The 24,746-nt window shown below is 66.7% G+C and carries 25 protein-coding genes; 12 read left to right on the forward strand and 13 right to left on the reverse strand.

Annotation, left to right across the window (positions count from 1 at the left end):
• The first annotated feature begins 71 nt into the window (after nt 1-71).
• Nucleotides 72-713, forward strand: coding sequence for a TetR/AcrR family transcriptional regulator (locus ACWPN3_RS10790; RefSeq protein WP_492242770.1), 642 nt, complete (start codon nt 72-74; stop codon nt 711-713).
• A 33-nt stretch (nt 714-746) separates the two neighbouring features.
• Nucleotides 747-1,220 (forward strand): YchJ family protein, encoded by a 474-nt coding sequence (locus ACWPN3_RS10795; protein ID WP_492242771.1) that lies wholly within the window; start codon nt 747-749, stop codon nt 1,218-1,220.
• 23 nt (nt 1,221-1,243) lie between these two features.
• Here ACWPN3_RS10795 and ACWPN3_RS10800 read toward each other — a convergent pair whose 3' ends face one another.
• Together ACWPN3_RS10800 and ACWPN3_RS10805 are read right to left on the reverse strand one after the other, a co-directional pair.
• Entirely contained in the window at nt 1,244-1,750 is a 507-nt protein-coding gene (locus ACWPN3_RS10800; protein ID WP_492261355.1) for a YitT family protein, read from the reverse strand.
• Nucleotides 1,751-1,905: 155 nt separating this feature from the next.
• Entirely contained in the window at nt 1,906-3,078 is a 1,173-nt protein-coding gene (locus ACWPN3_RS10805) for an amino acid aminotransferase (protein ID WP_492242772.1), read from the reverse strand.
• A gap of 194 nt (nt 3,079-3,272) precedes the next feature.
• Between ACWPN3_RS10805 and kynU the strand changes: the two genes are divergently transcribed.
• From kynU to ACWPN3_RS10820, 3 genes are read left to right on the forward strand one after another with little or no spacing between them, the layout of a single operon-like run.
• Complete coding sequence (kynU, locus tag ACWPN3_RS10810; RefSeq protein WP_492242773.1) at nt 3,273-4,466, forward strand: kynureninase; 1,194 nt, start codon at nt 3,273-3,275, stop codon at nt 4,464-4,466.
• Complete coding sequence (kynA, locus tag ACWPN3_RS10815; RefSeq protein WP_492261356.1) at nt 4,463-5,314, forward strand: tryptophan 2,3-dioxygenase; 852 nt, start codon at nt 4,463-4,465, stop codon at nt 5,312-5,314. Before kynU ends, kynA begins: the two co-directional genes overlap by 4 nt.
• Entirely contained in the window at nt 5,311-6,144 is an 834-nt protein-coding gene (locus tag ACWPN3_RS10820) for a hormone-sensitive lipase (RefSeq protein ID WP_492261357.1), read from the forward strand. Before kynA ends, ACWPN3_RS10820 begins: the two co-directional genes overlap by 4 nt.
• Before the next feature lie 30 nt (nt 6,145-6,174).
• Here ACWPN3_RS10820 and ACWPN3_RS10825 read toward each other — a convergent pair whose 3' ends face one another.
• From ACWPN3_RS10825 to ACWPN3_RS10840, 4 genes are all read right to left on the reverse strand, one after another.
• On the reverse strand, nt 6,175-6,705 hold the full coding sequence (locus ACWPN3_RS10825; RefSeq protein ID WP_492242776.1) for a P-loop NTPase family protein: 531 nt from the start codon (nt 6,703-6,705) through the stop codon (nt 6,175-6,177).
• A gap of 92 nt (nt 6,706-6,797) precedes the next feature.
• Nucleotides 6,798-6,953 carry a hypothetical protein gene (locus ACWPN3_RS10830; RefSeq protein ID WP_199237599.1) on the reverse strand — a complete coding sequence of 52 codons (156 nt, stop codon included), beginning with the start codon at nt 6,951-6,953 and terminating at the stop codon, nt 6,798-6,800.
• 22 nt (nt 6,954-6,975) lie between these two features.
• Nucleotides 6,976-7,278 (reverse strand): cytochrome C oxidase subunit IV family protein, encoded by a 303-nt coding sequence (locus ACWPN3_RS10835; RefSeq protein ID WP_492242777.1) that lies wholly within the window; start codon nt 7,276-7,278, stop codon nt 6,976-6,978.
• Nucleotides 7,279-7,289: 11 nt separating this feature from the next.
• Nucleotides 7,290-7,904: a cytochrome c oxidase subunit 3 gene (locus tag ACWPN3_RS10840; RefSeq protein ID WP_109447056.1), complete on the reverse strand. Its 615-nt coding sequence runs from the start codon at nt 7,902-7,904 to the stop codon at nt 7,290-7,292.
• A gap of 230 nt (nt 7,905-8,134) precedes the next feature.
• On the opposite strand from ACWPN3_RS10840, the gene ACWPN3_RS10845 reads away from it, so the two are divergent.
• The 6 genes from ACWPN3_RS10845 to nirK all read left to right on the forward strand — a co-directional run bounded on the left by ACWPN3_RS10845 (nt 8,135) and on the right by nirK (nt 14,555).
• Entirely contained in the window at nt 8,135-8,587 is a 453-nt protein-coding gene (locus ACWPN3_RS10845) for a c-type cytochrome (RefSeq protein ID WP_109447054.1), read from the forward strand.
• A gap of 13 nt (nt 8,588-8,600) precedes the next feature.
• Entirely contained in the window at nt 8,601-9,950 is a 1,350-nt protein-coding gene (locus tag ACWPN3_RS10850) for a cbb3-type cytochrome c oxidase subunit I (RefSeq protein WP_109447052.1), read from the forward strand.
• Nucleotides 9,951-10,026: 76 nt separating this feature from the next.
• Nucleotides 10,027-10,830, forward strand: a complete 804-nt coding sequence (locus ACWPN3_RS10855) for a CbbQ/NirQ/NorQ/GpvN family protein (RefSeq protein ID WP_492242778.1) — start codon at nt 10,027-10,029, stop codon at nt 10,828-10,830.
• A 25-nt stretch (nt 10,831-10,855) separates the two neighbouring features.
• Nucleotides 10,856-12,772, forward strand: coding sequence for a nitric oxide reductase activation protein NorD (locus tag ACWPN3_RS10860; protein WP_492242779.1), 1,917 nt, complete (start codon nt 10,856-10,858; stop codon nt 12,770-12,772).
• A 46-nt stretch (nt 12,773-12,818) separates the two neighbouring features.
• Nucleotides 12,819-13,340, forward strand: coding sequence for a molybdopterin adenylyltransferase (mog, locus tag ACWPN3_RS10865; RefSeq protein WP_492261358.1), 522 nt, complete (start codon nt 12,819-12,821; stop codon nt 13,338-13,340).
• 147 nt (nt 13,341-13,487) lie between these two features.
• Nucleotides 13,488-14,555, forward strand: a complete 1,068-nt coding sequence (gene nirK, locus ACWPN3_RS10870) for a copper-containing nitrite reductase (protein ID WP_109447044.1) — start codon at nt 13,488-13,490, stop codon at nt 14,553-14,555.
• 313 nt (nt 14,556-14,868) lie between these two features.
• Here nirK and ACWPN3_RS10875 read toward each other — a convergent pair whose 3' ends face one another.
• The 3 genes from ACWPN3_RS10875 to ACWPN3_RS10885 form a co-directional block, all read right to left on the reverse strand.
• On the reverse strand, nt 14,869-15,888 hold the full coding sequence (locus ACWPN3_RS10875; RefSeq protein ID WP_492242781.1) for an SDR family oxidoreductase: 1,020 nt from the start codon (nt 15,886-15,888) through the stop codon (nt 14,869-14,871).
• 156 nt (nt 15,889-16,044) lie between these two features.
• A complete protein-coding gene (locus ACWPN3_RS10880) occupies nt 16,045-17,532 on the reverse strand; it encodes a SulP family inorganic anion transporter (protein ID WP_492242782.1) in 1,488 nt (495 codons plus the stop codon).
• A gap of 333 nt (nt 17,533-17,865) precedes the next feature.
• Entirely contained in the window at nt 17,866-18,099 is a 234-nt protein-coding gene (locus tag ACWPN3_RS10885) for a hypothetical protein (protein WP_492242783.1), read from the reverse strand.
• A gap of 140 nt (nt 18,100-18,239) precedes the next feature.
• Between ACWPN3_RS10885 and hypF the strand changes: the two genes are divergently transcribed.
• Nucleotides 18,240-20,480 carry a carbamoyltransferase HypF gene (hypF, locus tag ACWPN3_RS10890; protein ID WP_492261359.1) on the forward strand — a complete coding sequence of 747 codons (2,241 nt, stop codon included), beginning with the start codon at nt 18,240-18,242 and terminating at the stop codon, nt 20,478-20,480.
• Here hypF and ACWPN3_RS10895 read toward each other — a convergent pair.
• The 4 genes from ACWPN3_RS10895 to ACWPN3_RS10910 all read right to left on the reverse strand — a co-directional run bounded on the left by ACWPN3_RS10895 (nt 20,450) and on the right by ACWPN3_RS10910 (nt 24,659).
• The gene (locus ACWPN3_RS10895) at nt 20,450-20,812 is read right to left on the reverse strand and encodes a hypothetical protein (protein ID WP_492242785.1); all 363 of its coding nucleotides are present in this window, start codon (nt 20,810-20,812) and stop codon (nt 20,450-20,452) included. The two genes, hypF and ACWPN3_RS10895, sit on opposite strands and share 31 nt — an antisense overlap.
• Nucleotides 20,813-20,948: 136 nt before the next feature.
• Nucleotides 20,949-21,743, reverse strand: coding sequence for a Ni/Fe-hydrogenase, b-type cytochrome subunit (cybH, locus tag ACWPN3_RS10900; RefSeq protein WP_492242786.1), 795 nt, complete (start codon nt 21,741-21,743; stop codon nt 20,949-20,951).
• A 25-nt stretch (nt 21,744-21,768) separates the two neighbouring features.
• Complete coding sequence (locus tag ACWPN3_RS10905) at nt 21,769-23,583, reverse strand: nickel-dependent hydrogenase large subunit (protein ID WP_109447030.1); 1,815 nt, start codon at nt 23,581-23,583, stop codon at nt 21,769-21,771.
• Nucleotides 23,584-23,585: 2 nt separating this feature from the next.
• Nucleotides 23,586-24,659 (reverse strand): hydrogenase small subunit, encoded by a 1,074-nt coding sequence (locus tag ACWPN3_RS10910; RefSeq protein ID WP_492242787.1) that lies wholly within the window; start codon nt 24,657-24,659, stop codon nt 23,586-23,588.
• Nucleotides 24,660-24,746 lie beyond the last annotated feature (87 nt).

A 24,746-nucleotide genomic window follows, 5' to 3' on the forward strand; every position in this document is an offset into this window, starting at 1 on the left:
CTGGACTGTATCGTACTGTTACCGTCCTACTCCGGCCCCCAGCCAACGTCAAGAGTGAACGGTACAGTTCAGTGCAGTCATCGGAGCAGAAAGCGTCCCACCCCGCCCCGTCCCTCGACGCGAAGGCGGAACAGATTGTCGCCGCCGCGCGGGAGGTGTTCCTTGAACTCGGCTATGCCGCCGCGTCGATGGATCAGGTCGCGCAACAGGCACGGGTGTCCAAGACGACGCTCTACACCCGCTTCCCATCGAAGGAGGAGCTGTACACCGCAGTGATCTCCGCCGAGTGCGAGCGGCGCGGCCTGCGTTTTGCGCCGGAGGTGTTCGACGGGATGCCGCTGCGCGATGTTTTGGTCCAAGTCGGCCGCCGTTTCACCGACCTGCTGTGGTCGGATGCGGCGATCCGCGTCCATCAGGCGGTGGTTGGGGAGGCGACGCGGATGCCGGTTGCAGCCCAGCTCTATTTCCAGGCCGGTCCGGAGCAGGGAATCGCCAATTTCGTTGCCCTGTTCACCCGGCTGAACGACCGCGGTGCGATCGCCACCGACGATCCGGCCTTCGTCGCCCGGCAGTTCCTGGGCGCCATGCAGGGGGGGGCCTATTGCCAGCTCGTGCTGGGCTTGTGCCCCACGCCGACGGAGGAGGAGCGCCATGCCTTCGTCGACAAGGCGGTGGATCTCTTCCTGCGCGGCATCGCGCCTGATAAACCCTGACCTTTGCCGATGTCTGCGATGGAAGAGTTGTCCATGTCCGCCTGCCCCTGCGGTTCCGGCCGCGAGTTCGACCAGTGCTGCGACCCGATCCTGGCGGGAGAGCCTGCGCCCAGCGCGGAAGCGCTGATGCGGTCGCGCTACACGGCCTTCGTCCGCCGCGACATTGACCATATCGAGCGGAGTTGCGTGCCGGAAACCCGCGCCACCTTCAGCCGCGCCGATGTGGAACGGGTGGCGGACGAATGCGACTGGGGGCCGCTGACCGTCATGAAGGCGGAGGAGGCCGGCGACGACGGGATGGTTGAGTTCTTCCTGACCTTCCATCGCGATGGCGAGGAGTGGCCGCTGCATGAGCGGTCGCGCTTCCGCCGCGTCGACGGCCGCTGGTTCTATGTCGACAGCGTCTTGAACCCGAAGGACCCGCCGCGCCGCGTGGTCAAGGTCGGCCGCAACGATCCCTGCCCCTGCGGTTCGGGGAAAAAGCACAAGGCCTGCTGCGGGCGCTGACCGACGCCCGCAGCGGTCGCCTCTCAGCTGATGCCGAGATAGCGGCCCGGCTTGTGGTTGATCGCCAGCGTGACGTTGACGATGGTCGCCCCCAGCACCGACAGCAGAAGTCGGTCCGGCGCGAGGACGAAGAAGGCGCCGGCCAGGATCGCGAAATCGACACCCAGCTGGAAATAGCCGGCGCGGATGCCGTAGGTCTCCTGCAGGTAGATCGCCAGGATGTTGACGCCGCCCAGACCGGTGCGGTGGCGGAACAGCATCAGGAGGCCGGTGCCGCACAGGCCGCTCCCCACCACGGTGGCATAGACCGGATCCAGATGGGTGAAGCCCACCCATTGGTCGGTCAGGCGCGAGAACAGCGTCACCAGCGCCACGGCGGTGAAGGTGCGGGCGGTGAATTTCCAGCCCAGCCGCTTCCAGGCCAGCCAGTAGAAGGGCAGGTTGATCGCGAAGAAGATGATGCCGAACTGGACCTTGGTGACATAGCTCAGCAGCAGAGCCAGCCCGGCGGTGCTGCCGGTCAGCAGCATCGTTCTTGGAATAGATCAGCATGCCCAGCGCGATGAACAGCGTGCCCATCAGCATGGCAAGCGCGTCTTCATAGAGCTGGTGACGCTCCACCGCGGCGGGCGGAGCCTGGAGGGTCGCGGCCATCGTCGTCTGTCCCCGGATCAAACCAAAGGGCTCAACGAAGAGCGGCGAATTTCGCCACCACATCGTCCACCTCGGCCGTCTTCAGGCCGGCGATGTTGATGCGGCCGGAGGTCGGCATGTAGATGGCGTGGTCGGCGCGCAGCCGCAGCACCTCCGCCTCGGTCAGCGGCAGCAGCGAGAACATGCCCTCCTGCTCCGCCACCGCGGCCAGGGTGGGGAAGGCGCCGGCCAGACCGGCGGCCAGCTTGCGGCGGATGCCGGTGATACGGGCGCGCATGACGTCCAGTTCCGCCGTCCAGTCGGCGGTCAGCGCGGCATCGCTCAGGATGGTGCGGACGACGGCGGCGCCATGGTCGGGCGGCATCGAATAGCTGGTGCGGGCCAGCGCCATCAGGTTGGACTTGGCGAGATCGGCGGCGGCCGGTGCCGCGGCAACGGCGAAGATGGCGCCGGTGCGCTCGCGGTAGAGGCCGAAGGACTTCGACGACGACACGGCGACCAGCGTTTCCGGCACGACGCCGATCAGGTGGCGCAGCCCCTCGGCATCCTCGTCCAGACCGCGGCCGAAGCCCTGATAGGCAAGGTCGACCAGCGGCAGGACGCCGCGCTTTTCCAGCACCGCCGCCAGTTCCTTCCATTGGTCGAGCGACAGCGGCGCGCCGGTGGGGTTGTGGCAGCTGGCGTGCAGCAGGGCGACGTCGCCGGGCTGCGCCGCCTCGAACGCCGCGACCATGCGGTCGAACAGCACGGTCTGGCCGGCGGTGTCGAAGAAGTGATGGCTGACGACCTCAAGGCCGGCGGCGGCGAAGATGCCGACATGGTTGGGCCAGGTCGGCTGGCCAACCAGCACCCGTTTCGACCCGCCGCGCAGGACGAGGTCGGCGGCCAGCCGCAGCGCGCCCGACCCGCCGGGGGTCTGCACGCCGGCCGTGGCGACCTTGGTGCCGGCGCCACCGCCGACCAGCGACCACAGCCGCTCCAGATACCCGGCGTCGCCTTCCAACCCCAGATAGGCCTTGCTGTCCTGCCCGTCGAGCAGCAGCCGTTCCGCCGCCTTCACCGCGCGGAAGACCGGGGTGCGTCCCTCCTCGTCCCGGTAGACCCCGACGCCGAGATCGACCTTGCCCGGACGCGGATCCTGCTTGTAAAGCCCGATCAGGGCGAGCAGGGCATCGTCGGGCTGGCGGGAAAGCGCGTTGAACATGGCGGTTCGTCCGGTCCTTGGGTGAGTGGGAAGGGAGCAATATTGGCCGGTTGCCCCGGCCGGTGTGATCCTCCACTTTCGCGGCCTCCGGGACAATGGCGATTTCCTATCGTCTGATACGCTTGATTGTCGCAACAATTTGCAATCCCAGCGATAGATCGGCATCCTTTGCCGGGGAAGGAGCAGTCAGATCGATGACCGATTTTCAGAAGACCCGCGCCCGCTTCCGCATTCCGGATGGCGTGATCTATCTCGACGGCAACTCGCTGGGACCGCTGCCCATCGGGGTGGAGGAGCGGGTGGCCCGTACCCTCGCCCGGGAATGGGGCGGCCAACTGATCCGCGGCTGGAACAGCGCCGGCTGGATGGTGCAGCCGGGCAAGGTCGGTGACCGCATCGCCCGGCTGATCGGCGCGCCGTCCGGCAGCGTGGTGGTCGGCGATACCCTGTCGATCAAGGTCTATCAGGCGCTGGCCGCGACCCTGGCGATGCGGCCCGACCGCCGGGTGATCCTGTCCGACAGCGGCAACTTCCCAACCGACCTCTACATGGCGGAAGGACTGATCGAAACGCTGGGTCGTGGCCATGTCCTGAAAGTCGTGGCGCCGGAGGAGGTTGAAGCGGCAATCGGCGAGGAAGTCGCCGTTCTGATGCTGACCCAGGTGGATTACCGGACCGGCCGGCTGCACGACATGGCGGCGCTGACCGCCAAGGCCCATGCGGCGGGGGTGGTGACGGTGTGGGACCTCGCCCATTCCGCCGGTGCGCTGCCGGTCGATCTGGCCGGCGCCGGGGCCGACTTCGCGGTCGGCTGCACCTACAAATACCTGAATGGCGGACCGGGGGCCCCGGCCTTCATCTATGTCGCTCCGCAACATGCGGCGACGGTTCGGCCGGCCCTGTCCGGCTGGATGGGGCATGAGGCGCCCTTCGCCTTCGATCCCTCCTACCGTCCCGGTGCGGGGGTGGAGCGCATGCGCGTCGGCACACCGCCGGTGATCGCGCTGGCGGCACTCGACGCAGCGCTGGATGTGTGGGACGAGGTCGAGATGGCCGATATCCGCCGCACCTCCATCGCGCTGTGCGACCTGTTCATCGGGCTGGTCGAGGCGCAGTGCCCGATGCTGGAGCTTGCCTCCCCGCGCGACGGCAACCGGCGCGGCAGCCAGGTGTCGTTCCGCCATCCACAGGGCTACGCCATCATGCAGGCGCTGATCGACCGCGGCGTGATCGGCGATTTCCGGGCGCCGGACGTGCTGCGCTTTGGCTTCACGCCGCTCTATATCGGCGAGGCGGAGGTGCGCGGCGCGGTCGCCGTGCTCAAGCAGGTGATGGATGACGGGCTTTGGGACCGGCCCGACTACCACAGGAAGGCGATGGTGACATGAGCGGGCAGGATACCAAGAAGCCCTACGATCCGGCAGCGGAGGGGGCCGAAATGGCCTTCGATGGGCGGATGTCCTATGGCGACTATCTGCAGCTGGACCGCATCCTGGGTGCGCAGACTCCACGCTCCACCGCCCATGACGAGATGCTGTTCATCGTCCAGCACCAGACGTCGGAGCTGTGGATGCGGCTGGCCGTCTACGAGATCCGCGCCGCCCGCGAGGCGATCCGCGAGGACCGGCTGTCGCCCGCCTTCAAGATGCTGACCCGCGTCGCCCGCATCTTCGAGCAGCTGAATTCGGCCTGGGACGTGCTGCGCACGATGACGCCCAGCGAATACACCCGCTTCCGCGACGATCTCGGCCAATCCTCCGGCTTCCAGTCCTACCAGTACCGGGAGATTGAGTTCCTGCTGGGCAACCGCAACCCGGCGATGCTGCGCCCCCATGCCCACCGGCCGGACATCCATGCCCTGCTGGAACAGGAACTGTCGCGGCCCAGCCTGTATGACGAGGCGCTGCGCCTGCTCGCCCGCAACGGCATTCCGGTTCCGGCCGAGGTGCTGGAGCGCGACGTGTCGCAGACCCACCAGCCCCATGACGGCGTGACCGAGGCATGGCGGATCGTCTATCAGTCGCCCGAAGCCCATTGGCCGCTCTACGAGCTTGCCGAGAAGCTGGTCGATTTCGAGGATTACTTCCGCCGCTGGCGCTTCAACCATGTTACGACGGTTGAACGGGTGATCGGCTTTAAGCGCGGCACCGGCGGGACCGGCGGCGTGTCCTACCTGCGCAACATGCTGGCCGTGGAACTCTTCCCGGAACTCTGGCGGGTGAGGACGGTGCTGTGACGGAACTGCACAGGATCACGGATTGGGACGACGCCTACAGCAACGGTGCCCACATTCCCGGCGGCGACGCCTACCCCGCGCGCTGGGCGGAGCGGGCGGCAGCTTTCCGGAGCGAACGCGCAGCCGCCGGACGGGCGGAGCTGGATTTGCCTTATGGCGAGGGGGAGCGGGAGCGCTACGACCTGTTCCGGCCGGAGGGAACCGCGAAGGGCACCGTGGTCTTCGTCCATGGCGGTTATTGGATGGCCTTCGACAAGGCGCGCTGGTCGCATCTGGCCGCCGGGCCGCTTGCACGAGGCTGGGCGGTCGCCATGCCCAGCTACACGCTGTGTCCCGAAACCCGGATCGCCGGCATCACCCGGCAGATGGCCTGGGCGGTGGAGGTCATCGCAAGGGCTGAGGCCGGTCCTCTGCGCCTGACCGGCCATTCCGCCGGTGGTCATTTGGTCAGCCGGCTCGTTTGCGCGGACGCCCCGCTGTCGGACGATGTCCGGGTGCGGGTGGAGCATGTCGTCTCCATCAGCGGCCTGCACGACCTGCGCCCGCTGCTGAACACCCGCATGAACGCGACGCTGCGGCTGGACGAGGCGGAGTCCGCGGCAGAAAGCCCGGCGCTGCTGCGCCCGCAGCCCGGCATCGGCATCACCTGCTGGGTCGGGGCGGCCGAGCGGCCGGAATTCGTCCGCCAGACGGAGCTGCTCGCCAATGTCTGGCTTGGATTGGGCGCTGCGACCGCGCTGCGGTTGGTGGAGGGGCGGCATCACTTCGATGTCATCGACGATCTTGCCGACCCGGAGTTCGATCTGGTTGCGGCGTTGCTCGATTCTTAGGGGGCTACGCCGGGGCGGAGGGAAGCCGGGCTATCTCTCCAAGCCCCATAGCCGGTAGCAGTCCTTGATCGCGCGGATCGACGGCAGGCGAATTTTCGGCAGATCGGCCTGATCGAACCGGGCCGCATTGCGGCTTCGGTTCCGCGGAGTGACGACGGCGATGTGATGGATCATGTCCCATTTGATGCTGTCCCGCCCGCCATCCAGCCCGCCGAGCCGTTCGCGCTCGAACAGGGTCCGGCGGAAATACCGCAGCAGGCTGGTCGGCATGGCGATGTCCAGCATGATCAACCCGGTCGCCCGCGCGAAGCGCTGCTGCATGCAGACGGAGTAGTTTCCGTCCATCACCCACCGGTCGCCGCCGATGGCGTCGTCGTGCAGGCGGACGAACTCTTCCCTGGGGCGGGGCTCCCAATCGGTGCCGGGCCGATGGTAAAGCTGGTCGAGGTGAATGACCGTCAGGCCGCACTTTCGCCCGATGGCCGACGCAAGGGTGGATTTGCCGCTGTTGGACGGTCCCAGGATGCAGATGCGCTGTCCCAAATCCTCAAGCTGCATCATTTCCGCTTTTCCCGCCCGACGCCGATCCGAACCGGCGATCTTACGCATACGGATCGTCGGGTCCAGCGGCGTCGATGGCGGGCGGGCTCCGATTATTGGGTAAAGAACATCGCGGCGAACACGGTGGCGGTGGCGGCGATCACCGTCACCAGTCCATTGCGTCCCAACGCGCGCTGGCGATAGAGCGCCACCGCCATGGTGATGACGGCGATGCTGGTCAGGATCAGGCCGAGCTTGGCTTCGGTCATGGCGGCTTCCCCCGGTCTTTTTTCAGTGTGGGCCGACCCAGCCCAGGGTGCCGGCGGCGGTGATCAGCAGGATGGCTCCGCACAGCAGGACCAGCCATCCGGTCATCAGAAACCGCCAGCCCGGACCGGCATGGTCCAACTCCAAATAATGCAGCAGGATTTCCCGTCCCTTCGTCACCGCCAGCGTCAGCAGCAGTGCCGCCCCGGCGATGCCGACGCTGCCGCCCGCATCGCCATGGCGCGCGAACAGCAGGGTGACGGCGGTCAGCCCCATCAGGATCAGCCAGGACAGCGTCAGCCGGTCGATGTTCTTGAAAACAGTCATGGCCGGTCTCCTCAACGGATCAGATAGACGAGCGGATAGAGGATCACCCAGACCAGATCGACCATGTGCCAGAAGGCCGCTCCCGTCTCCAGATTCTCCACCAGCGTGTCGGGGCCGGAACGGCCGACCAGCAGCAGGATGACGATCCCCAGCACCACATGCAGGGCGTGGAAACCGGTCAGCAGGAAATAGAGGGTGAAGAAGCCGTCGGTGTCGATGGTCAGCCCGGCGCCCAGCGTCGCCGAATATTCCACCGCCTTCACCGCCAGGAACACCGACCCGACGGCCGCCGCCATCAGCATCGCCCGGCGGGCCTGCGGCACGGCACCGCGCCGTCCGGCGGCAACCCCCTTGGCGGCCAGATAGCCGCTGGTCACCAGAACCATGGTGTTCAGCGCGCCGGCCGTGCCGTTCAAATGGGCCTGACCGGCGGCAAAAATCGCCGGGTCCAGCACGCGGGCGATGGCGAAGCCCAGGAAGGCGACGCCGAACACCGCCAGTTCGCTGAAGATCAGGATCCACATCATCAGGTTGCCGGGCAGGGCGGCAAGGCCGCTTCCCCGCTCCACCGGACCCGCGGCTTCCGCACCGCCGGTCTCCAGGCCCGTCATCTCAACGTCGGCCATATCCACTATCCAAAGCTTGTCATCATGTACGCGAATGATAGGGCGGCGATCCGCGGACCGGCTTGACCGCGGTCAAGGAATGCCCTTCCTCCACGGTCAATTATTCGCCCGACCCGTGGCGATAGGACGCTGCGACGCCCGGCTTCCCGCCTCCGGCCTCGCGCACCCGACGCCCTTCCGAACCGACCCCCTCTCGACCGACAGATCGAGATTTCCAGGGATCCCAAGCGATGACCGAACGCTTCACCAAGGCGGCCGCGCGAAACATCTTCTATGGCGGATCGCTGTTCTTCTTCGCGACCTTCGTCGCGTTGACCGCGCTCAGCCACAATTACATCGTCAATACCAGCACCGACAAGAAGACGCTGACCGATGCGGTCGCCCGCGGCAAGCATGTGTGGGAGAAGAACGCCTGCATCAACTGCCACACGCTGCTGGGCGAGGGCGCCTATTTCGCCCCCGAACTGGGCAATGTCTGGCTGCGCTATGGCGGCGACAAGGACCCCGAGGGCGCCGTGATGGCGCTGAAGGGCTGGATGGCGGCACAGCCGTCCGGAATTGAAGGCCGGCGCCAGATGCCGCAGTTCCACCTGACCGAAGGCGAGGTCGAGGATCTCGCCGCGTTCCTGGAATGGACCAGCCGGATCAACACCCAGAACTGGCCGCCCAAGCTGTCGGGCTGAGGAGATTTCCGTTATGAAGTACGAATCGCAAAAAGTCGCCCTCTATTACTTCGCGGCCGCCATGGGGCTGTTCGGTGTGCAGATCCTGGTGGGTCTCCTGGCCGGTACCGTCTATGTCCTGCCCAACACGTTGTCGGAGCTTCTGCCCTTCAACATCATCCGGATGATCCACACCAACTCGCTGATCGTCTGGCTGCTGATCGGCTTCTTCGGCGCCGCCTACTACCTCGTGCCCGAGGAGGCGGAGACCGAGCTGTACAGTCCGAAACTGGCGCTGATCCAGCTCGGCCTGTTCGTCTTCGGCGCGCTGGCGGCGGTCGTTGGCTATGTCTTCCGCATCCATGAAGGGCGGGAGTTCCTGGAACAGCCGCTGTGGATCAAGGCCGCCATCGTCGTGGTCGCGCTGATGTTCCTCTACAACATCACGATGACGGTGCTGAAGGGCCGCCGCACGGTCATCACCAACATCCTGCTGGTGGGCATGTGGGGCATCGCTCTGTTCTTCCTGTTCTCCTTCTACAACCCGGCCAACCTGTCGCTGGACAAGATGTACTGGTGGTACGTTGTCCATCTGTGGGTCGAGGGCGTGTGGGAACTGGTCCTGGCCTCCATCCTCGCCTTCCTGATGATCAAGATGACCGGCGTCGACCGTGAGGTCGTCGAGAAGTGGCTGTACGCCATGGTCGGTCTCGCCCTGTTCAGCGGCATCCTCGGTACCGGCCACCATTATTACTGGATCGGCACGCCCGGTTACTGGCAGTGGATCGGCTCGCTGTTCTCCACGCTGGAAGTCGCCCCCTTCTTCACCATGGTCGTCTTCGCCTTCATGATGGTGTGGAAGAGCGGCCGCCGTCACCCGAACAAGGCGGCGATGCTGTGGTCGCTGGGCTGCGCGGTCTTCGCCTTCTTCGGCGCCGGGCTGTGGGGCTTCCTGCACACGCTGGCGCCGATCAACTACTACACCCACGGCACCCAGGTCACCGCGGCGCATGGGCACCTCGCCTTCTACGGCGCCTATGCGATGATCAACCTCGCCATCATCACCTACGCCATGCCCTACCTGCGCGGCAAGCAGCCCTACAACCAGATCCTCAACATGTGGAGTTTCTGGCTGATGAGCGGCGGCATGGCCTTCATGACCTTCGCGCTCACCGTGGCCGGCGTCGTTCAGACCCATCTGCAGCGGGTCCTGGGCATGAGCTACATGGAGGTCCAGGAGCAGATCGCGCTGTTCTACTGGATGCGGCTTGGCGCCGGTTTCGCCGTGGCGGTGGGCGTCGCGCTTTACCTCTACGCCGTCTTCGGCCCGGCCCGCGAGGAACGGCCCGCCTCGATCCCGGCCAGCTACCAGCCTGCCGAGTGACGTCCCCTTCGGCCCCTGCAACCTACCGGATGCCCGGTCGGTGCAGGGGCCGTTCCATTCACGGAGTTCCATCGCGATGCCCGACAGCGCCGTCCCCATCCTGCCGTCCCTGCCGTTCTATCAGCCGACCGCCGACGAGTGCGCGCTGTTCGAGCATGCCTACACTCATCGCTTGCCGCTTCTGCTGAAGGGGCCGACCGGCTGTGGCAAGACCCGCTTCGTCGCCCATATGGCGGCCAGGCTGGGCCGGCCGCTCTACACCGTGTCCTGCCACGACGACCTGACCGCCGCCGACCTGACCGGCCGCTATCTGCTGAAGGGCGGGGACACCGTCTGGGCGGACGGGCCTCTGACCCGTGCCGTGCGCGAGGGCGCCATCTGCTATCTCGACGAGGTGGTCGAGGCGCGCAAGGACGTCACCGTCGTGCTGCACCCGCTGACCGACGACCGCCGCATCCTGCCGCTGGACCGCACCGGTGAAACGCTGGAAGCGCCGCCGGGCTTCATGCTGGTGGTGTCCTACAACCCCGGTTACCAGAATGTGCTGAAGGCGCTGAAGCCCAGCACCCGCCAGCGCTTCCTGGCCGTCGAATTCGACTTCCCGCCGCCGGAGCGCGAGATTCCCATCGTCTCGACCGAAAGCGGCCTGCCCGAGAACCGCGTCGTCCCGCTGGTCCGCCTCGCCAACGCCCTGCGTGCCCTGAAGGGCCAGGATTTGGAGGAAGGCGTTTCGACCCGCCTGCTGATCTATTGCGCCACGCTGATCCGCTCCGGCATGAAGCCCGAGCGCGCCATCCGTGCCGCCCTGATCGAGCCGCTGACCGACGACCCGGACATCCGCGCCGCCCTGCTGCGCGTCGCCGAGGTCACGCTGGGCTGATCTGAAAGGGCCGAGGGCTATCGCCATGCTGGAGTTTTTCGACCCGGAAGAGACCGTCGGCCGTTTGTGGCACCGCCTGATCGGCGGGCGGTCGAGCTATCCGCACCATCCGGACGCAGCCGTCACGCTGGAGACGATGCGCCCGCGGCTCGCGGTGTTCTTCCGGGCGCTGGGCGGCGACCGCGGCGTTCGGCTTGCCGCCGGGACCGCCGCGGTGTCGGGGCACCGGCTGTCGCTGCTCGGCCGCATCGGGCTGGGGCAGGAGCGGGTGGAGCGGGCGGCATTGGACGGCAATGTGCTCCAGTTGCCGACTGCCATCGACCTGTTTCCCGACGCTGCCCTGAACGAGCGGTTGTATGAATGGCTGGCCGCCTTCTTTGCCAATGCCGAGGGCGAGCCGGCCCCCGCCGACCCGTTGCAGGCCGATGTGCAGGCGCTCCGCAGCGCCGCCACTACCACCGCGCGGGTTCTGACGCGCTGGCCCGGCCTGTCCCGCATGCATGCGGAACTGGCCCGCGCCGTCGCCGCCACCCGCCCCGCCCGCCGCCCGCCGCCGGTCGAGGCCGATGTCGAGCGCGCCGTCCTGGCGCTGCTCGGCGCCGGTGCCGTCACCAGCGACGGCGCACGCATGCTGGCGCCCAGCGTTCCGCTGTCGGATTTCACCGCCCCTTACGGTTATGCCCGCATGCTGCCGGTGCCGCTGTGGGGGTTGGTGTCGCCAAGCGTCGGCCGTGACGCTTCCGCTGCCGTCGAAAGTCCCGGCGAAGGCGGACAGGCGGCCGAGGGCGACCAGCGCCGCCGGGCCGCGACGCGTCGGCAGACCGACCAGATCCAGCGCAACGACCCGCTGATCCTCAACCGCTTCGAGAAGATGCTGAGCCTTGCCGAGGCACTGAACATCCCGCGTGCGGTCGATGACGACGATGCGGAGAATGCCCGCAAGGCCGCCGACGATCTGGACGAGATCGCTGTCGGCGCGCACCAGCGCAAGGCATCGACCACGCTGAAGCTCGACCTCGACCTCGGGGCGCCGGCAGTCGACGACACGCCGCTGGCGGCAATCCTGACCTATCCGGAATGGGATCATGGCCGGCAGGCCCATCTCCCCAACCACTGCCGGGTGATCGCGGAAACCGCACCGGCCGACGGCGACTCCTGGCAACCCGATGCCGCCGCCCTGCGCCGCATCCGTCAGGTGCGCCGCCAGTTCGAGGCGTTGCGCCCGCGCCGCATGCTGTTCACCGGTCAAGCCGACGGCGACGAACTGGATCTGGCCGCCCTGGTGCGCAGCCGGGCCGATCTCCGGGCCGGCGGTTGCGGCAGCGACCGTGTGCACCAGCAGGTGCGCAGCGCCGCCCGCGATCTGGCGGTGGCGGTGCTGGTCGACGGCTCCTTGTCGACCGATGGCTGGATCGAGGGACGACGGGTTCTGGATGTCGAGAAGGAGGCGCTGCTGGCACTGAGCCATGGGCTGACCGCCTGCGGCGACGACCACGCGCTCTATTCCTTCACGTCGCGGCGGCGCCACTGGGTGCGGGTCCAGACGCTGAAAGGCTTCGAGGAGCCGCTGGGGCCTCCCGTCACCCGCCGGGTCGGTGCGCTGAAGCCCGGCTACTACACCCGCATGGGGGCGGCGATCCGTCACGTGACCTCCCAGCTTGCCGACCGGCCGAACCGGAACCGGCTGCTGGTTCTGCTGACCGACGGCAAGCCGAACGACGTGGATCATTACGAGGGCCGTTACGGCATCGAGGACACGCGGCAGGCGATCCGCGAGGCGCGGCGCGACGGGCTGGCGGTTTTCGCCATCACCGTCGATGCGCAGGCCCGCGACTATATCCCGTATCTGTTCGGACGCGGCGCCTATGCCATATTCCCGCAGGTTTCCCACCTGACCAAGGCGTTGCCGGCACTCTACCGGCAGGTCGCCTGCGCCGCCTGACCGAAAAGGACCTTGAGACATGACCGCACCGGTGAAGATTGGCCCCGTGAAGATCGGAATCGTCACTGTCTCCGACCGCGCCAGCCGCGGCGTCTATGAGGACAAGGGCGGCCCGGCGATCAACGAGGAGCTGTCACGCATCATCTCCTCCCCCTGGGTGGCGGAAGCGCGGGTGATCCCGGACGAGTTGGACCTGATCGCCTCCACCCTGGTCGAGCTGTGCGACGTTGCCGGCTGCGGTCTGGTGGTGACCACCGGCGGCACCGGCCCGGCCCCGCGCGACGTGACGCCGGAGGCGACGGAGCGGGTCTGCGACAAGATGATGCCGGGTTTCGGCGAACTGATGCGGTCGGTCAGCCTGCGGGTGGTGCCCACTGCGATCCTGTCGCGCCAGACCGCCGGCATTCGCGGGAGCAGCCTGATCGTCAATCTGCCGGGCAAGCCGTCCGCCATCCATGATTGCCTGGAAGCGGTGTTTCCCGCGATCCCCTATTGCCTGGATTTGATCGGTGCCGGCCGGATCGAAATCGATCCCGAGATCTGCGTTTCCTTTCGTCCGAAATCTTGACGCCCAAAGTCATTATACTTAGTGTGGAAATAAAAAGGAGCATGCGACAAAATAGCGTTCGGTAGTTACACTTGACGGCGGTCAAGCATCGATCTCGGAAGCGGGAGGAATATTACCTCACAAGAAACATTCAACCGAGACGACGCCATGAAGACCAAGCTCTCTCTCGTCACCGTCAGCACCGCCGCCCTGATGATCCTGTCCGGTATCGGTGCCGCCTCGGCCGCCGACACGCTCTATGCCGACCCGAAGGTCAAGCAGCCGACGGTCAGCGTCGTCCAGGACCCCGCCGCCGTGCCGGCTCCGGAGAAGGCCGGCAAGCGCGCGCCGAAGACCCACAAGGTCTCGCTGATGACGACCGAGGTCGAATCCAAGCTGGACGATGGCACCACCTACACCTACTGGACCTTCAACAACACGGTTCCGGGGCCGATGGTGCGGGTGCGGGTCGGCGATACGGTGGATGTTTCGATCTCCAACGCGCCGGAATCGACGATGAACCACTCCGTCGACTTCCACGCCGCGACCGGCTTCCTCGGCGGCGGCCAGATCACCCAGGTGGAGCCCGGCCAGACCAAGGCCTTCAGCTTCAAGGCCCTGACCCCCGGCGTCTATGTCTATCACTGCGCCACGCCGATGGTTGCCCACCACATCTCCAAGGGCATGTACGGCCTGATCGTGGTGGAGCCGGAAGCCGGCCTGCCGCCGGTCGATCACGAATTCTATGTGATGCAGCAGGAAATCTACGCCACCAAGGCCAAGAACCTGGCGAATGCCGAGGACGACTATGACGGCCTCGTCAACGAGCGTCCGAGCTATCTGGTGTTCAACGGCACGGTCGGCGCCCTGACCAAGGACAAGCCGCTGAAGGCCAAGGTCGGCGAGACGGTTCGCCTGTTCTTCGGCGTCGGCGGTCCGAACCTGACCTCGTCCTTCCACGTCATCGGCGAGATCTTCGACAAGGTCTATAATCTGGGCGGCCTGGAAAGCGAGCCGGCCAAGGGCATCCAGACCGTCACCGTCGCCCCCGGCGGCGCCACCATGGTGGAGTTCAAGGTCGATTACCCCGGCAAATATGCCCTGGTCGACCACGCGCTGAGCCGCGCAACCAAGGGCCTGATCGGCATTCTGGAAGTCGAAGGCAAGCCCGACGACAGCATCATCCTCGACAAGAGCGGCGACAGCCGCAAGAAACTGGGCGAGATGCAGCACTGATCCTGCCTATGGATTAAAACAAAGCCCCTTTCCCGAGAGGGTGGGGGGCTTTGCATATCCAAAAACAAAGAAGGGCCGCCGTTTCCGGCAGCCCTTCCATTGTCAATCCGTGTGTCGTCGACACCACGGCGCAGTCCTTAGCGGACCGAAATCCCTTCCGCGAAGAAAGAGACCTCGGCCTTGGCGCTCGACGACGAGTGAGACGGACAATGAGACACGAGATCACCTCCTTTCAGTTGTTGACGTACGACACCCTATATAGGCGGCAAGGCGGAGGCCGCAAGTGCCGCCCCTGACCGCTCCGCTGTGACATTTACCGGTGAGTTGCCCGGCTCATCATGAAGCCCAGCCCGCCTGCCAGGATCAGGCCGGCGGCCATTGCCAGCCCCCTCGCGGCGCCGCTGGGTGCGGTCAGGCGCAGGCTGTTGTGCGGCAGTCCGAAGCGCCCGCGGGCGCGGTGCAGACCGTAGACGGGGTGGTAGAGATTGTCGGGCCGGCCGGGGATTTCCTGCTCCTCCGTCATCTGGCCCTCCACCGCAGTGTTGGCGAGGTAGCGGTCGGCAAAGCCCGGCGCCAAAAAATTGCCGAGGATCGCCTGCATCGCCGATCCGCCCAGCCAATATTCCCGGCGGGGAGTCTCGGCGGCGTGCAGGATCGCACGGGCGATGTCCTCCGGCTGGAAGATGGTCCCCATCGGCCGGGCCCGGCGCGGCATGTGGCTGCGTGCCCAGTCGAATTGCGGGGTATTGACCGCCGGCAGATGCACGGTGGTCAGCCCGATCCGGCTGTTGTCATGGATCAGTTCGGAATGCAGGCTGTCGATGAAGCCGGTGATCGCATGCTTCGCCGCGCAATAGGCGGACTGCAGCGGGATCGACCGGTAGGCCAGTGCCGAGCCCACCTGCAGGATCGTGCCGCTGTCCCGCAGCCGCATCCGCCGCAAGGCCGTCTGGATGCCGTAGGCGGAGCCGAGATAGGTCACCTCGGTCACCCGCTTCAACTCCTCCGGCGTTACGGCATGGACCGGCCCGAAGACGGTGACCATCGCCACGTTGATCCAGACGTCGATGGGGCCGAAGGCGTCCTCCAGTTGGTCGGCGGCCGCCTCCAGCGCGTCGGGGTCGGCGACGTCCAGCGGCAGGACCAGTGCCCGGCCGCCTAGCCGTTCGACCTCCAGCTTCACCTCTTCCAGCGCATCGGACGATCTGGCGATCAGGCCGATGGAGGCTTTGCGATAGGCGGCGAAGGCCAGCGCCGTTGCGCGGCCGACCCCGGCGGAAGCGCCGGTGATGCAGATGACGGGGGACTTCTGAACGCCGTCGGTCGGGTGCATGGCGAGGGTCCTGTCGCAGGGATCGGGCCGGAATTCGGGTGTCACACCGCGGGCGGGGGGCGCGCGGGCTGCTCAATCCAGTCAACCCTCCGGCACCGCCTGCGGTTCCGGCGCGTTCGCTCACGACGCCCTCCCAAAGGCCGGGAGCGGCGTCGATCAGTGCGCCGGAGCGCGGTCCCCGGCCCCCGGCTTGTCATGGATCGCGAGCCGGTCGACGATGGTTTCACTGGCCGCGTTCAGGCCGGCGAGCCGCACCTGGATCCCGGCGCGGCGGAACTTCAGCACGACGCCGTCAAGAGCCGCCACGCTGGAGATGTCCCAGATGTGGGCGCCGGAAACATCGATCACCGCCATGTCCAAACCTTCCCGTACATCGAAAGCCGCAGAGAAATCGTCGGCGGAGGCAAAGAAAAGCTGCCCCTCGACCCGATAGGTGCGGGTGCGGCCATCCTCCGACAGGGTGGAGGTGACGCGGAACATCCGGGCGACCTTGCCGGCGAAGAATATGCCGGACAGCAGAACGCCGATCAGCACGCCGATGGCGAGGTTGTGGGTGAGGACGACGCCGGCGACCGTCGCCAGCATCACGGCGCTGGAACTGCGCGGATGCGTCACCAGGCTTTTCAGGGATTGCCAGCTGAAGGTGCCGACCGACACCATGATCATCACCGCCACCAATGCCGCCATCGGAATGCGCTTCACCCAGTCGCCCAGCACGACGATCAGGAACAGCAGGAACAGGCCGGCGCAGAAGGTCGACAGCCGGCCCCGTCCGCCCGATTTCACGTTGATCACCGATTGTCCGATCATCGCGCAGCCGGCCATGCCGCCGAGGAAGCCGGACACCATGTTGGCGATGCCCTGGCCGACGCATTCTCGGTTCTTGTCGCTGCCGGTCTCGGTCATGTCGTCGACGATGGCTGCGGTCATCAGCGATTCCAGAAGCCCGACCACGGCGATGCCGGCCGAATAAGGCAGGATGATCCGCAGCGTGTCCAGGGTCAGCGGAATGTCGGGAAGCAGGAAGACGGGCAGGGTGCTGGGCAGTTCGCCCATGTCGCCGACCGTGCGGACTTCGATCCCGAAGCCGATGGTGACTGCGGTCAGCACCAGGATGCTGACCAGCGCCGACGGCACCGCCCTGGTCAGTCGCGGCAGCAGATAGATGATCGCCAGCCCGGCGGCGACCAGCGCATAGGTGACGGTCGGCACCCCCACCAGCTCCGGCAGCTGGGCCAAAAAGATCAGGATGGCGAGCGCATTGACGAAGCCGGTCATCACCGATTTCGACACGAAGCGCATCAGCGCCCCGAGCCGCAGGAAGCCGGCGCCAACCTGCAGCAGTCCGGCCAGTACGGTGGCGGCCAGCAGATATTGCAGGCCGTGCTCCTTGACCAGCGTGACCATCAGCACCGCGGTGGCGGCTGTCGCGGCGGAGATCATGCCGGGCCGGCCGCCGACAATGGCGATTGTCATGGCGATGGCGAAGGAGGCGTAGAGGCCGATCTTCGGATCGACCCCGGCGATGATGGAAAAGGCGATGGCTTCCGGAATCAGGGCAAGGGCGACGACAAGCCCGGACAGCAGATCGCCGCGCGTGTTGCCGAACCACTCCTGGCGGAGCCGTTGCAGATCGATGGTCATGGGTCTCGCAAGCTCAAGCGGGGACGGCGGCAGGGCGCACCGGCAAAGGCCGGATGGTGGGCCGCCGTCGACGATGATCGGATGAAAGTCGGAAATTGGGGTCGCTGCGAAACGGCGGCCGTCCGGTGACCGGGCGGTCGGGTTTCAGGTCAATGCGGAGGGCAGGCCGTCAGGGCGGCGTGACGCGATGCAGCATGGACGCAGGCGTAACAGAATGTCGCAGGGCTTGGCAACCCCATGCCATGCGAGGCCTCGCATGGCTGTACGGCGCGGATACGAAAAAAGGCGGCGCCTCGGTGGAGCGCCGCCCTAATCGTCCGATGATCCTGTCCGTCAGGCCTGACGGGGACGCAGCGGCGGGCCGTCCCGGAAGGGCTTGTCGACCCCGCCCTTGTCGTTGGTCTGGTTTTCCACGTCGCCCTCGAAGGTGGACTCACCCTGGGCCAGATCCAGGTCGTCCGGCGTCATGCCGGCGGCGCGGGCGCCCTTCGATCCGCCGATCTGCGGGTTGTCCTTCAGGTCGGCATCGGTCGGCTTGTCGGTCTTCTCGTGCTTGCTCGCGCTCATGGCGGCATCTCCGTTCCGGTTCCGCATGTCCCCCTGTCAACCGGCGCCGTGCCGGATGGTTGCAAAATCCCTTCTTCCTTTTGGGGAGGCGGTTAGGATGTTGGACATCGGTGCAGCCGAAGACCATTCGACAGGCTCTCATGTCACACAAAGGCGAACGTCTGCGGATCCGCGTGCGCGGGCGGGTGCAGGGGGTGGGGTTCCGCCCGCATGTCCATGCGCTGGCCAGGCGTTTCGGCCTGACCGGCTGGGTGCTGAACGACCCGCAGGGTGTGCTGATCGAGGTGCAGGGCAGGGGCGTCGCCGCTTTCCAGGCGGCCCTGTCGGCCGAAGCGCCGCCATTGGCCCGCATCGATGCCGTCGAGTGCGACGCTGTTCCGCATGTTCCCGCCGAGATCTCCTTCGCAATCCGCCACAGCCTGTCCGCCGGCGCCGTCGCGACCGGCATCGGACCCGACGCCGCGGTCTGTCTGGCCTGCCTGGGCGAACTGTTCGACCCGGCCGACCGCCGCCATCGCTATGCCTTCCTGAACTGCACCCATTGCGGCCCGCGCTACACCATCACGCGGCAACTTCCCTATGACCGGCCGCAAACGGCGATGGCCGGCTTCCCGCTCTGCCCGGAGTGTCTGGCCGAGTATAAGGACCCGGGGAACCGCCGCTTCCATGCTCAGCCGACGGCCTGTCCGACCTGCGGCCCCCGTTTGTCGCATCCGCCGGAAGACATCGTCGCTGCACTCCGCGCCGGCAGGATCGTTGCCATCAAGGGTCTGGGCGGCTTCCATCTTGCCTGTGACGCCACGCGCCACGATGCGGTGGAGCGGTTGCGTCGGGTCAAGCAGCGCAACGGCAAGCCCTTCGGCCTGATGGTCGCCAACACCGAATCCGCCATCCGCCATGTCTGGATGGACGGCGGAGAACGGGCGTTGCTGGAAGGGGTGGCGCGCCCCATCGTCCTGCTGCGGCGGCGGGACGATGCGCCCGAACTGGCACCGGAAATCGCTCCCGGTCTGGCTTGGCTGGGCGTCATGCTGCCCTATACCCCGCTGCATTACCTGCTGTTCCACGAAGCGGCGGGGCGGCCGGACGGTACCGGCTGGCTGGACGCGCCGCAGGATCTGACGCTGGTGATGACCTCCGCCAACCCCGGCGGCGAACCGCTGGCCATCGGCAATGCGGAGGCGCGGGAGAGGCTGGCCAGCATCGCCGACCTGATCGTCGACCATGACCGCGACATTGTCATCCGTGCCGACGACAGCGTCGTGCGCAAGCTGGCCGGGGCCCCCGCCTTCCTGCGCCGCGGCCGCGGCCATGTGCCGGAGCCGATCCGGCTGGCCCATCCGGTGCCGCCGGTCCTGGCGGTGGGCGGCCATCTGAAGACGACGGTCTGCGTCACCCGCGGCGACGAGGCTTTCCTGTCCCAGCACATCGGCGACCTCGACAGCGCCGCGACGCTGGGCTTCCTGGAGGAAACCGTCGCACATCTGCTGCACGTCCTGGGGGTCCAACCGGTTGCGGTCGCCCATGACCGGCATCCCGATTTCCAATCCACCCGTTTCGCCGAAATGAGCGGCCTGCCGACGGTGCCGGTCCAGCATCACCACGCCCATGTCGCCGCCGTGATGGCCGAACACCGGGTCGAGGGGCCGGCCGTCGGGCTGGCGCTGGACGGCTTCGGCCTGGGAGAGGATGGCGGGTCCTGGGGCGGCGAGATGCTGCTGGTCGATGGGCTGAGGTCCGAGCGTCTCGGCAGCCTTGCGCCGCTGGCCCAGCCCGGCGGCGATGTGGCGGCCCGCCAGCCCTGGCGCATGGCCGCCGCCGCCCTGGCGCGGATGGGACGTGCCGATGAGATCGCCTCCCGTTTCGCCGCACAGGGTCCGGCCGAAGGTGTCCGGCGGATGATCGAGCGCGGCATCAACGCACCGCTCACCAGTTCCTGCGGGCGCTGGTTCGATGCCGCCTGTGGCCTGCTGGGCGTCCGCGCGGTGGCCGGGTTCGAGGGCGAGGCGCCGATGACGCTTGAATTGCTCGTACGGCAGACCCGCGTGGCCGATGGCGCGTGGCGGATCGACAACGGCGAATTGGACCTCACCCCCCTCTTGGAGCGGCTTCTGACCGTCGCCGATGCGGTGGAGGGGGCGGAACTGTTCCATGGTACGCTGGCGGCAGCGCTGGTGGACTGGACCCTGCCGGTTCTGAGTGCCCATGGCCTGGGCCGGGTGGTGCTGTCCGGCGGTTGCCTGATGAACGCGGTGCTGGCGGAGGAACTGGTGGCCGGCTTCTGGTCCGCCGGGGTGGAGGCGCTGCTGCCGAGGCTGGCCCCCGCCAACGACGGCGGGCTCAGCCTCGGTCAGGCGTGGGCGGCGTCCTTCGCCCTGTAGCCGAACAGCGGCATCTGCACAGGCGCCCGGACCTTCTTGCGCAGAGGCGGGAAATCGGCGGCGCGGTTGGTCTTGTCGAATTTGTACAGGCCGCGATATTTGCCGATATATCCTTTGCGGCAGGCACGGTGAAACCGCTGCGACGCGGTTTCCCAATCGTCGCCCGGCCGCAGCCAGCTGACATGGGCGGTGCCGGTGCGCGGGTCGGTGCGCAGGAACCGACCGCGTCCCTTCTCACCCCGCACCCATTGGCCGGGGTTCAGCGTCAGCGCCCCGCGCGCCAGCAGCATCTTCACCTGCGGGGTCAGGTCGATGGTCGGAAAAAAGGGCATGACGTCCTCCTGACGCACCCGCATGGGGCGGCGCCGCTCTGGGAGACTCCGTGGTTTTCGGAACCTCCCAGAGATGGGAACACATGATGAACAATTCAAGATTTTCAACGGGTGCAGCGTGCCGGGTAAGGTAATCCTACCCCATCCGCGCCGCCTTCTTCACCGGGCGCTCATGCTCCTCGTCCGCCGGCGCCTCGGTGTCCTTGAAGGTGCGCACGCCGCTGATCATGGTGGAGATGATCGACTGGCGGGACATGATGTCCTCGCGCACCGCGGCATAGACATGGACGATCACGAACAGCAGGATCGCCCACATGCCCAGATGGTGCCAAGTGTGGACGTCCATGCTCTGGCCGAACAGCGGGATGACCCAGCCGAACAGCTTGTCCTGCCAGCTACCCTGGCCCGCTCCCTCGCTGTAGAGCGCGAAGCCGGTGACGATCATGAAGACGCTGCCCACCGCGATGGCCCAGAACATGGAGAATTGCGCCAGCGGGTTGTGCCCGACATACAGCTTCGGCTTTCGTTCCAGGAACAGGTACCAGCGGGCTTCGAGGAACAGCTCACCCCACCAGTGGCGGTCCCAGAAGGGAAAGCGGAACAGCTGCTTGGCATGGTGGTTGCCGACGAAGGCCCAGTAGAGCCGGCCGATGAAGCCGATGGCGAAGATGTAGGCCGCCGCGAAATGGACGAAGCGGATGTAGCCCATCAGGAAATTGGCGCTGGCCTCGCCCGGCATGGTCGGCAGCGGATTGGCGATCAGGTAGCCGGTGACCGACAGAACCACGATCGCCAGCGCGTTGACCCAGTGCCAGACCCGTACCGGCACCTCGTACACATAGATCGCCTTCAGGAAACGGCCGGCCGCCGGAGCGGCCGTCCCTTCCTCGTCCGGTGTCGCGACCGGCTTCGCATCGTCGAGAGGAGCCATGACTTAAATCCTCCTCGGCTGCCGGTCAGCGTACGGTGACGCGGGCCAGTTCGGCGCCGTCCGGCGCCATGACGTGGGTGGAGCAGGCAAGGCACGGGTCGAAGCTGTGCAGGGTGCGCAGGATCTCCACCGGCTCGTCCGGGCGGGCCATCGGCGTGTTCAGCAGCGAGGCCTCGAAGGCCCCGATGTTGCCCTTGGGATCGCGCGGGCTGCCGTTCCAGGTCGTCGGCACGACGCACTGGTAATTGTCGATCTTGCCGTCCTTGATCTTGATCCAGTGGCCGAGCCCGCCGCGCGGCGCCGCGACGGTGCCCACACCCTTGGCCTCCTTCGGCCAGGTCTTCGGGTCCCATTTCTCGACATTGGCGGTGGCGGTATCGCCGGCCTTGATGTTGGCGATCAGGGCGTTCCAGTCGTCCATCATCATCGTGCAGCAGTACTGGCATTCCAGCGCGCGGGCCAGTGTGCGGCCGATGGTGGTCGGCAGCGCCTGCTGCGGCGTGAAGCTCGTGCCGGCCAGCGCGTTGAAGGCGCCCAGAGATTCGGTGATCTGGTCCTTCACGTAACCGACACCCTGGGCATAGGCCAGGATGTAGCGGGGCAGGGGGCCGACCTCCACCGCATGGCCGCGCCAGCGCGGGGCCTTGATCCAGGAATATTTGGCGGCCTCGTCCAGCTCCTTGATGTCGGTGCGGGTGCCCTTGGTGTTGGCGCCCAGCTCGAACTTGGCCTGGGTCACGCCGTCCCACGGGTGCAGGCCCTTGCTCTCGTCCTCGTAATGGTACCAGCTGTGGGCGACGAACTCCTGCACCTGCGCCGGGTCGCGCGGGTCGATGGGATGGACCTCGTTCCAGTTGCCGTTCAGGATGACGCCGCCCGGCAGCTGGCAGGTCGAATGGTCGTACGGCACCTTCTCGTAATCGCCATAGTCCATGACGTTGGTCGCCGACAGGCCGCCGCCATAGAGCCAGTCCTTGTAGAAGCTGGCGATGGCCAGCACGTCCGGCAGATAGACGTTCTCGACGAAGGCGGTGGCTTCCTGGATGCGGGCGCGGATGAAGTTCAGCCGCTCCATGTTCAGCGGCGCGCCCGACGACCCGGTGCCGTCCATGTTGATGGCGCAGGGAACGCCGCCGACCATGTAGTTCGGGTGCGGGTTCTTGCCGCCCAGGATGGTGTGGATCTTGACGATGTCCTTCTGGAGGTCGAGGGCCTCCAGGTAATGGGTCACCGCCATCAGGTCGGCTTCCGGCGACAGCTTGTAGGCCGGGTTGTCCCAATAGCCGTTCTTGAAGATGCCGAGCTGGCCGCTCTCCACGAACTTCTTCAGGCGGGTCTGGACGTCGCGGAAATAGCCGGGGCTGGACTTGGCATGGCGCGGCGACACCGCTTGCTGGAGCGCCGAGGTCGCCTGCGGGTCGGCCTTCAGCGCGTTGACCGGGTTGACCCAGTCCAGCGCGTGCAGGTGATAGAAATGGACGATGTGGTCATGGACCTGCAGCGTCTTCGCCATGATCTCGCGGATCAGGTGGGCGTTCTTCGGGATGCGGATCTGGAGCGCATCCTCCACCGCGCGGACCGAGGTCAGTGCGTGGCAGCCGGTGCAGACGCCGCAGATGCGCTCGACGAAGGCCCAGGCGTCGCGCGGGTCGCGGCCCTTCAGGATCACCTCGAGCCCGCGCCACATGGTGCCGGTGGAGACGGCGTTGCGGATGATGTTGTCGCTGTCGACATTCACCTCGCAGCGCATGTGACCTTCGATGCGGGTAACCGGATCGACGACGATGCGCTTGCCGCCGGTGTCGAGCGAGAAGCCGTTCGGGGTCTGGACGATGCCCATGGTCAGACGTCTCCCTTGTGCTGTGCGCGCTTCAGGGCGCTGACCGCCGCATGGGCGGCGATGATGCTGCCGACGCCGATGGCGGCGGTGGTGCCGATCTGGTCGGCGTTGGCCTCGATCCCGAACTGGAGGATGTCGGATTGGCGGGCGTACCAGGACCCCTTGTCCCAGAAGCCGTCCTCCGAGCAGCCGATGCAGCCGTGGCCGGACTGGATGGGGAAGCTGGTGCCTTCGTTCCAACGCACGGTGGAGCAGGCGTTGTAGGTGGTCGGGCCCTTGCAGCCGACCTTGTAGAGGCAATAGCCCTTGCGAGCGCCCTCGTCGTCGAAGGATTCGACGAACTGGCCGGCGTCGAAATGCGGCCGGCGATAGCATTTGTCGTGGATGCGCTGGCTGTAGAACATCTTCGGCCGGCCCTGGCGGTCCAGCTCCGGGATGCGGTCGAAGGTCAGCATGTAGGTGATGACCCCTGTCATCACTTCGGCGATCGGCGGGCAGCCGGGAACCTTGATGATCGGCTTGTCGGTGATGACTTCATGCACCGGGGTGGCGCGGGTCGGGTTCGGGCGCGCCGCCTGGACGCAGCCGAAGGACGCGCAGGAGCCCCAGGAGATGATCGCCTTGGCGTCCTTGGCGACCTTGCGCAGCTGGTCGGTGAAGGGCTTGCCGCCGATGATGCAGGACATGCCATCCTGGTTCAGTGGCGGGTTGCCTTCCACCGCCAGGATGTAGTTGCCCTTGTAGTTCTCCATCACCTCGTCGAGGATCGCCTCGGCATGGTGGCCGGCCGACGCCATCAGCGTGTCGTCATAGTCCAGCGAGATCATCGACAGCACCACGTCCTTCACCAGCGGGTGCGCCGAGCGGATGAAGGATTCGGAGCAGCAGGTGCACTCAAGCCCGTGCAACCACAGCACCGGGGTGCGCGGCTTGGTTTCCATGGCGTGGACGATCTGCGGCACCAGTTCCGGCCCCAGCCCCAGGGCCGCGGCGGTCAGCGAGCAGTATTTCAGGAACGAACGGCGTGTGATCCCCTGCCGCCGCATCACCTCGTAGAAGGTTTCCAGCGTTGCCATCGGTTTGTTTTCTCCCGTCGGGCAGCACCGGCGTGCGAGGGTCCGGTGTGCTTCTCCCGCGGGCATAGGCAACAATCGTGCCGTGGT

This window comes from Azospirillum sp. UENF 111221 (assembly GCF_058780625.1).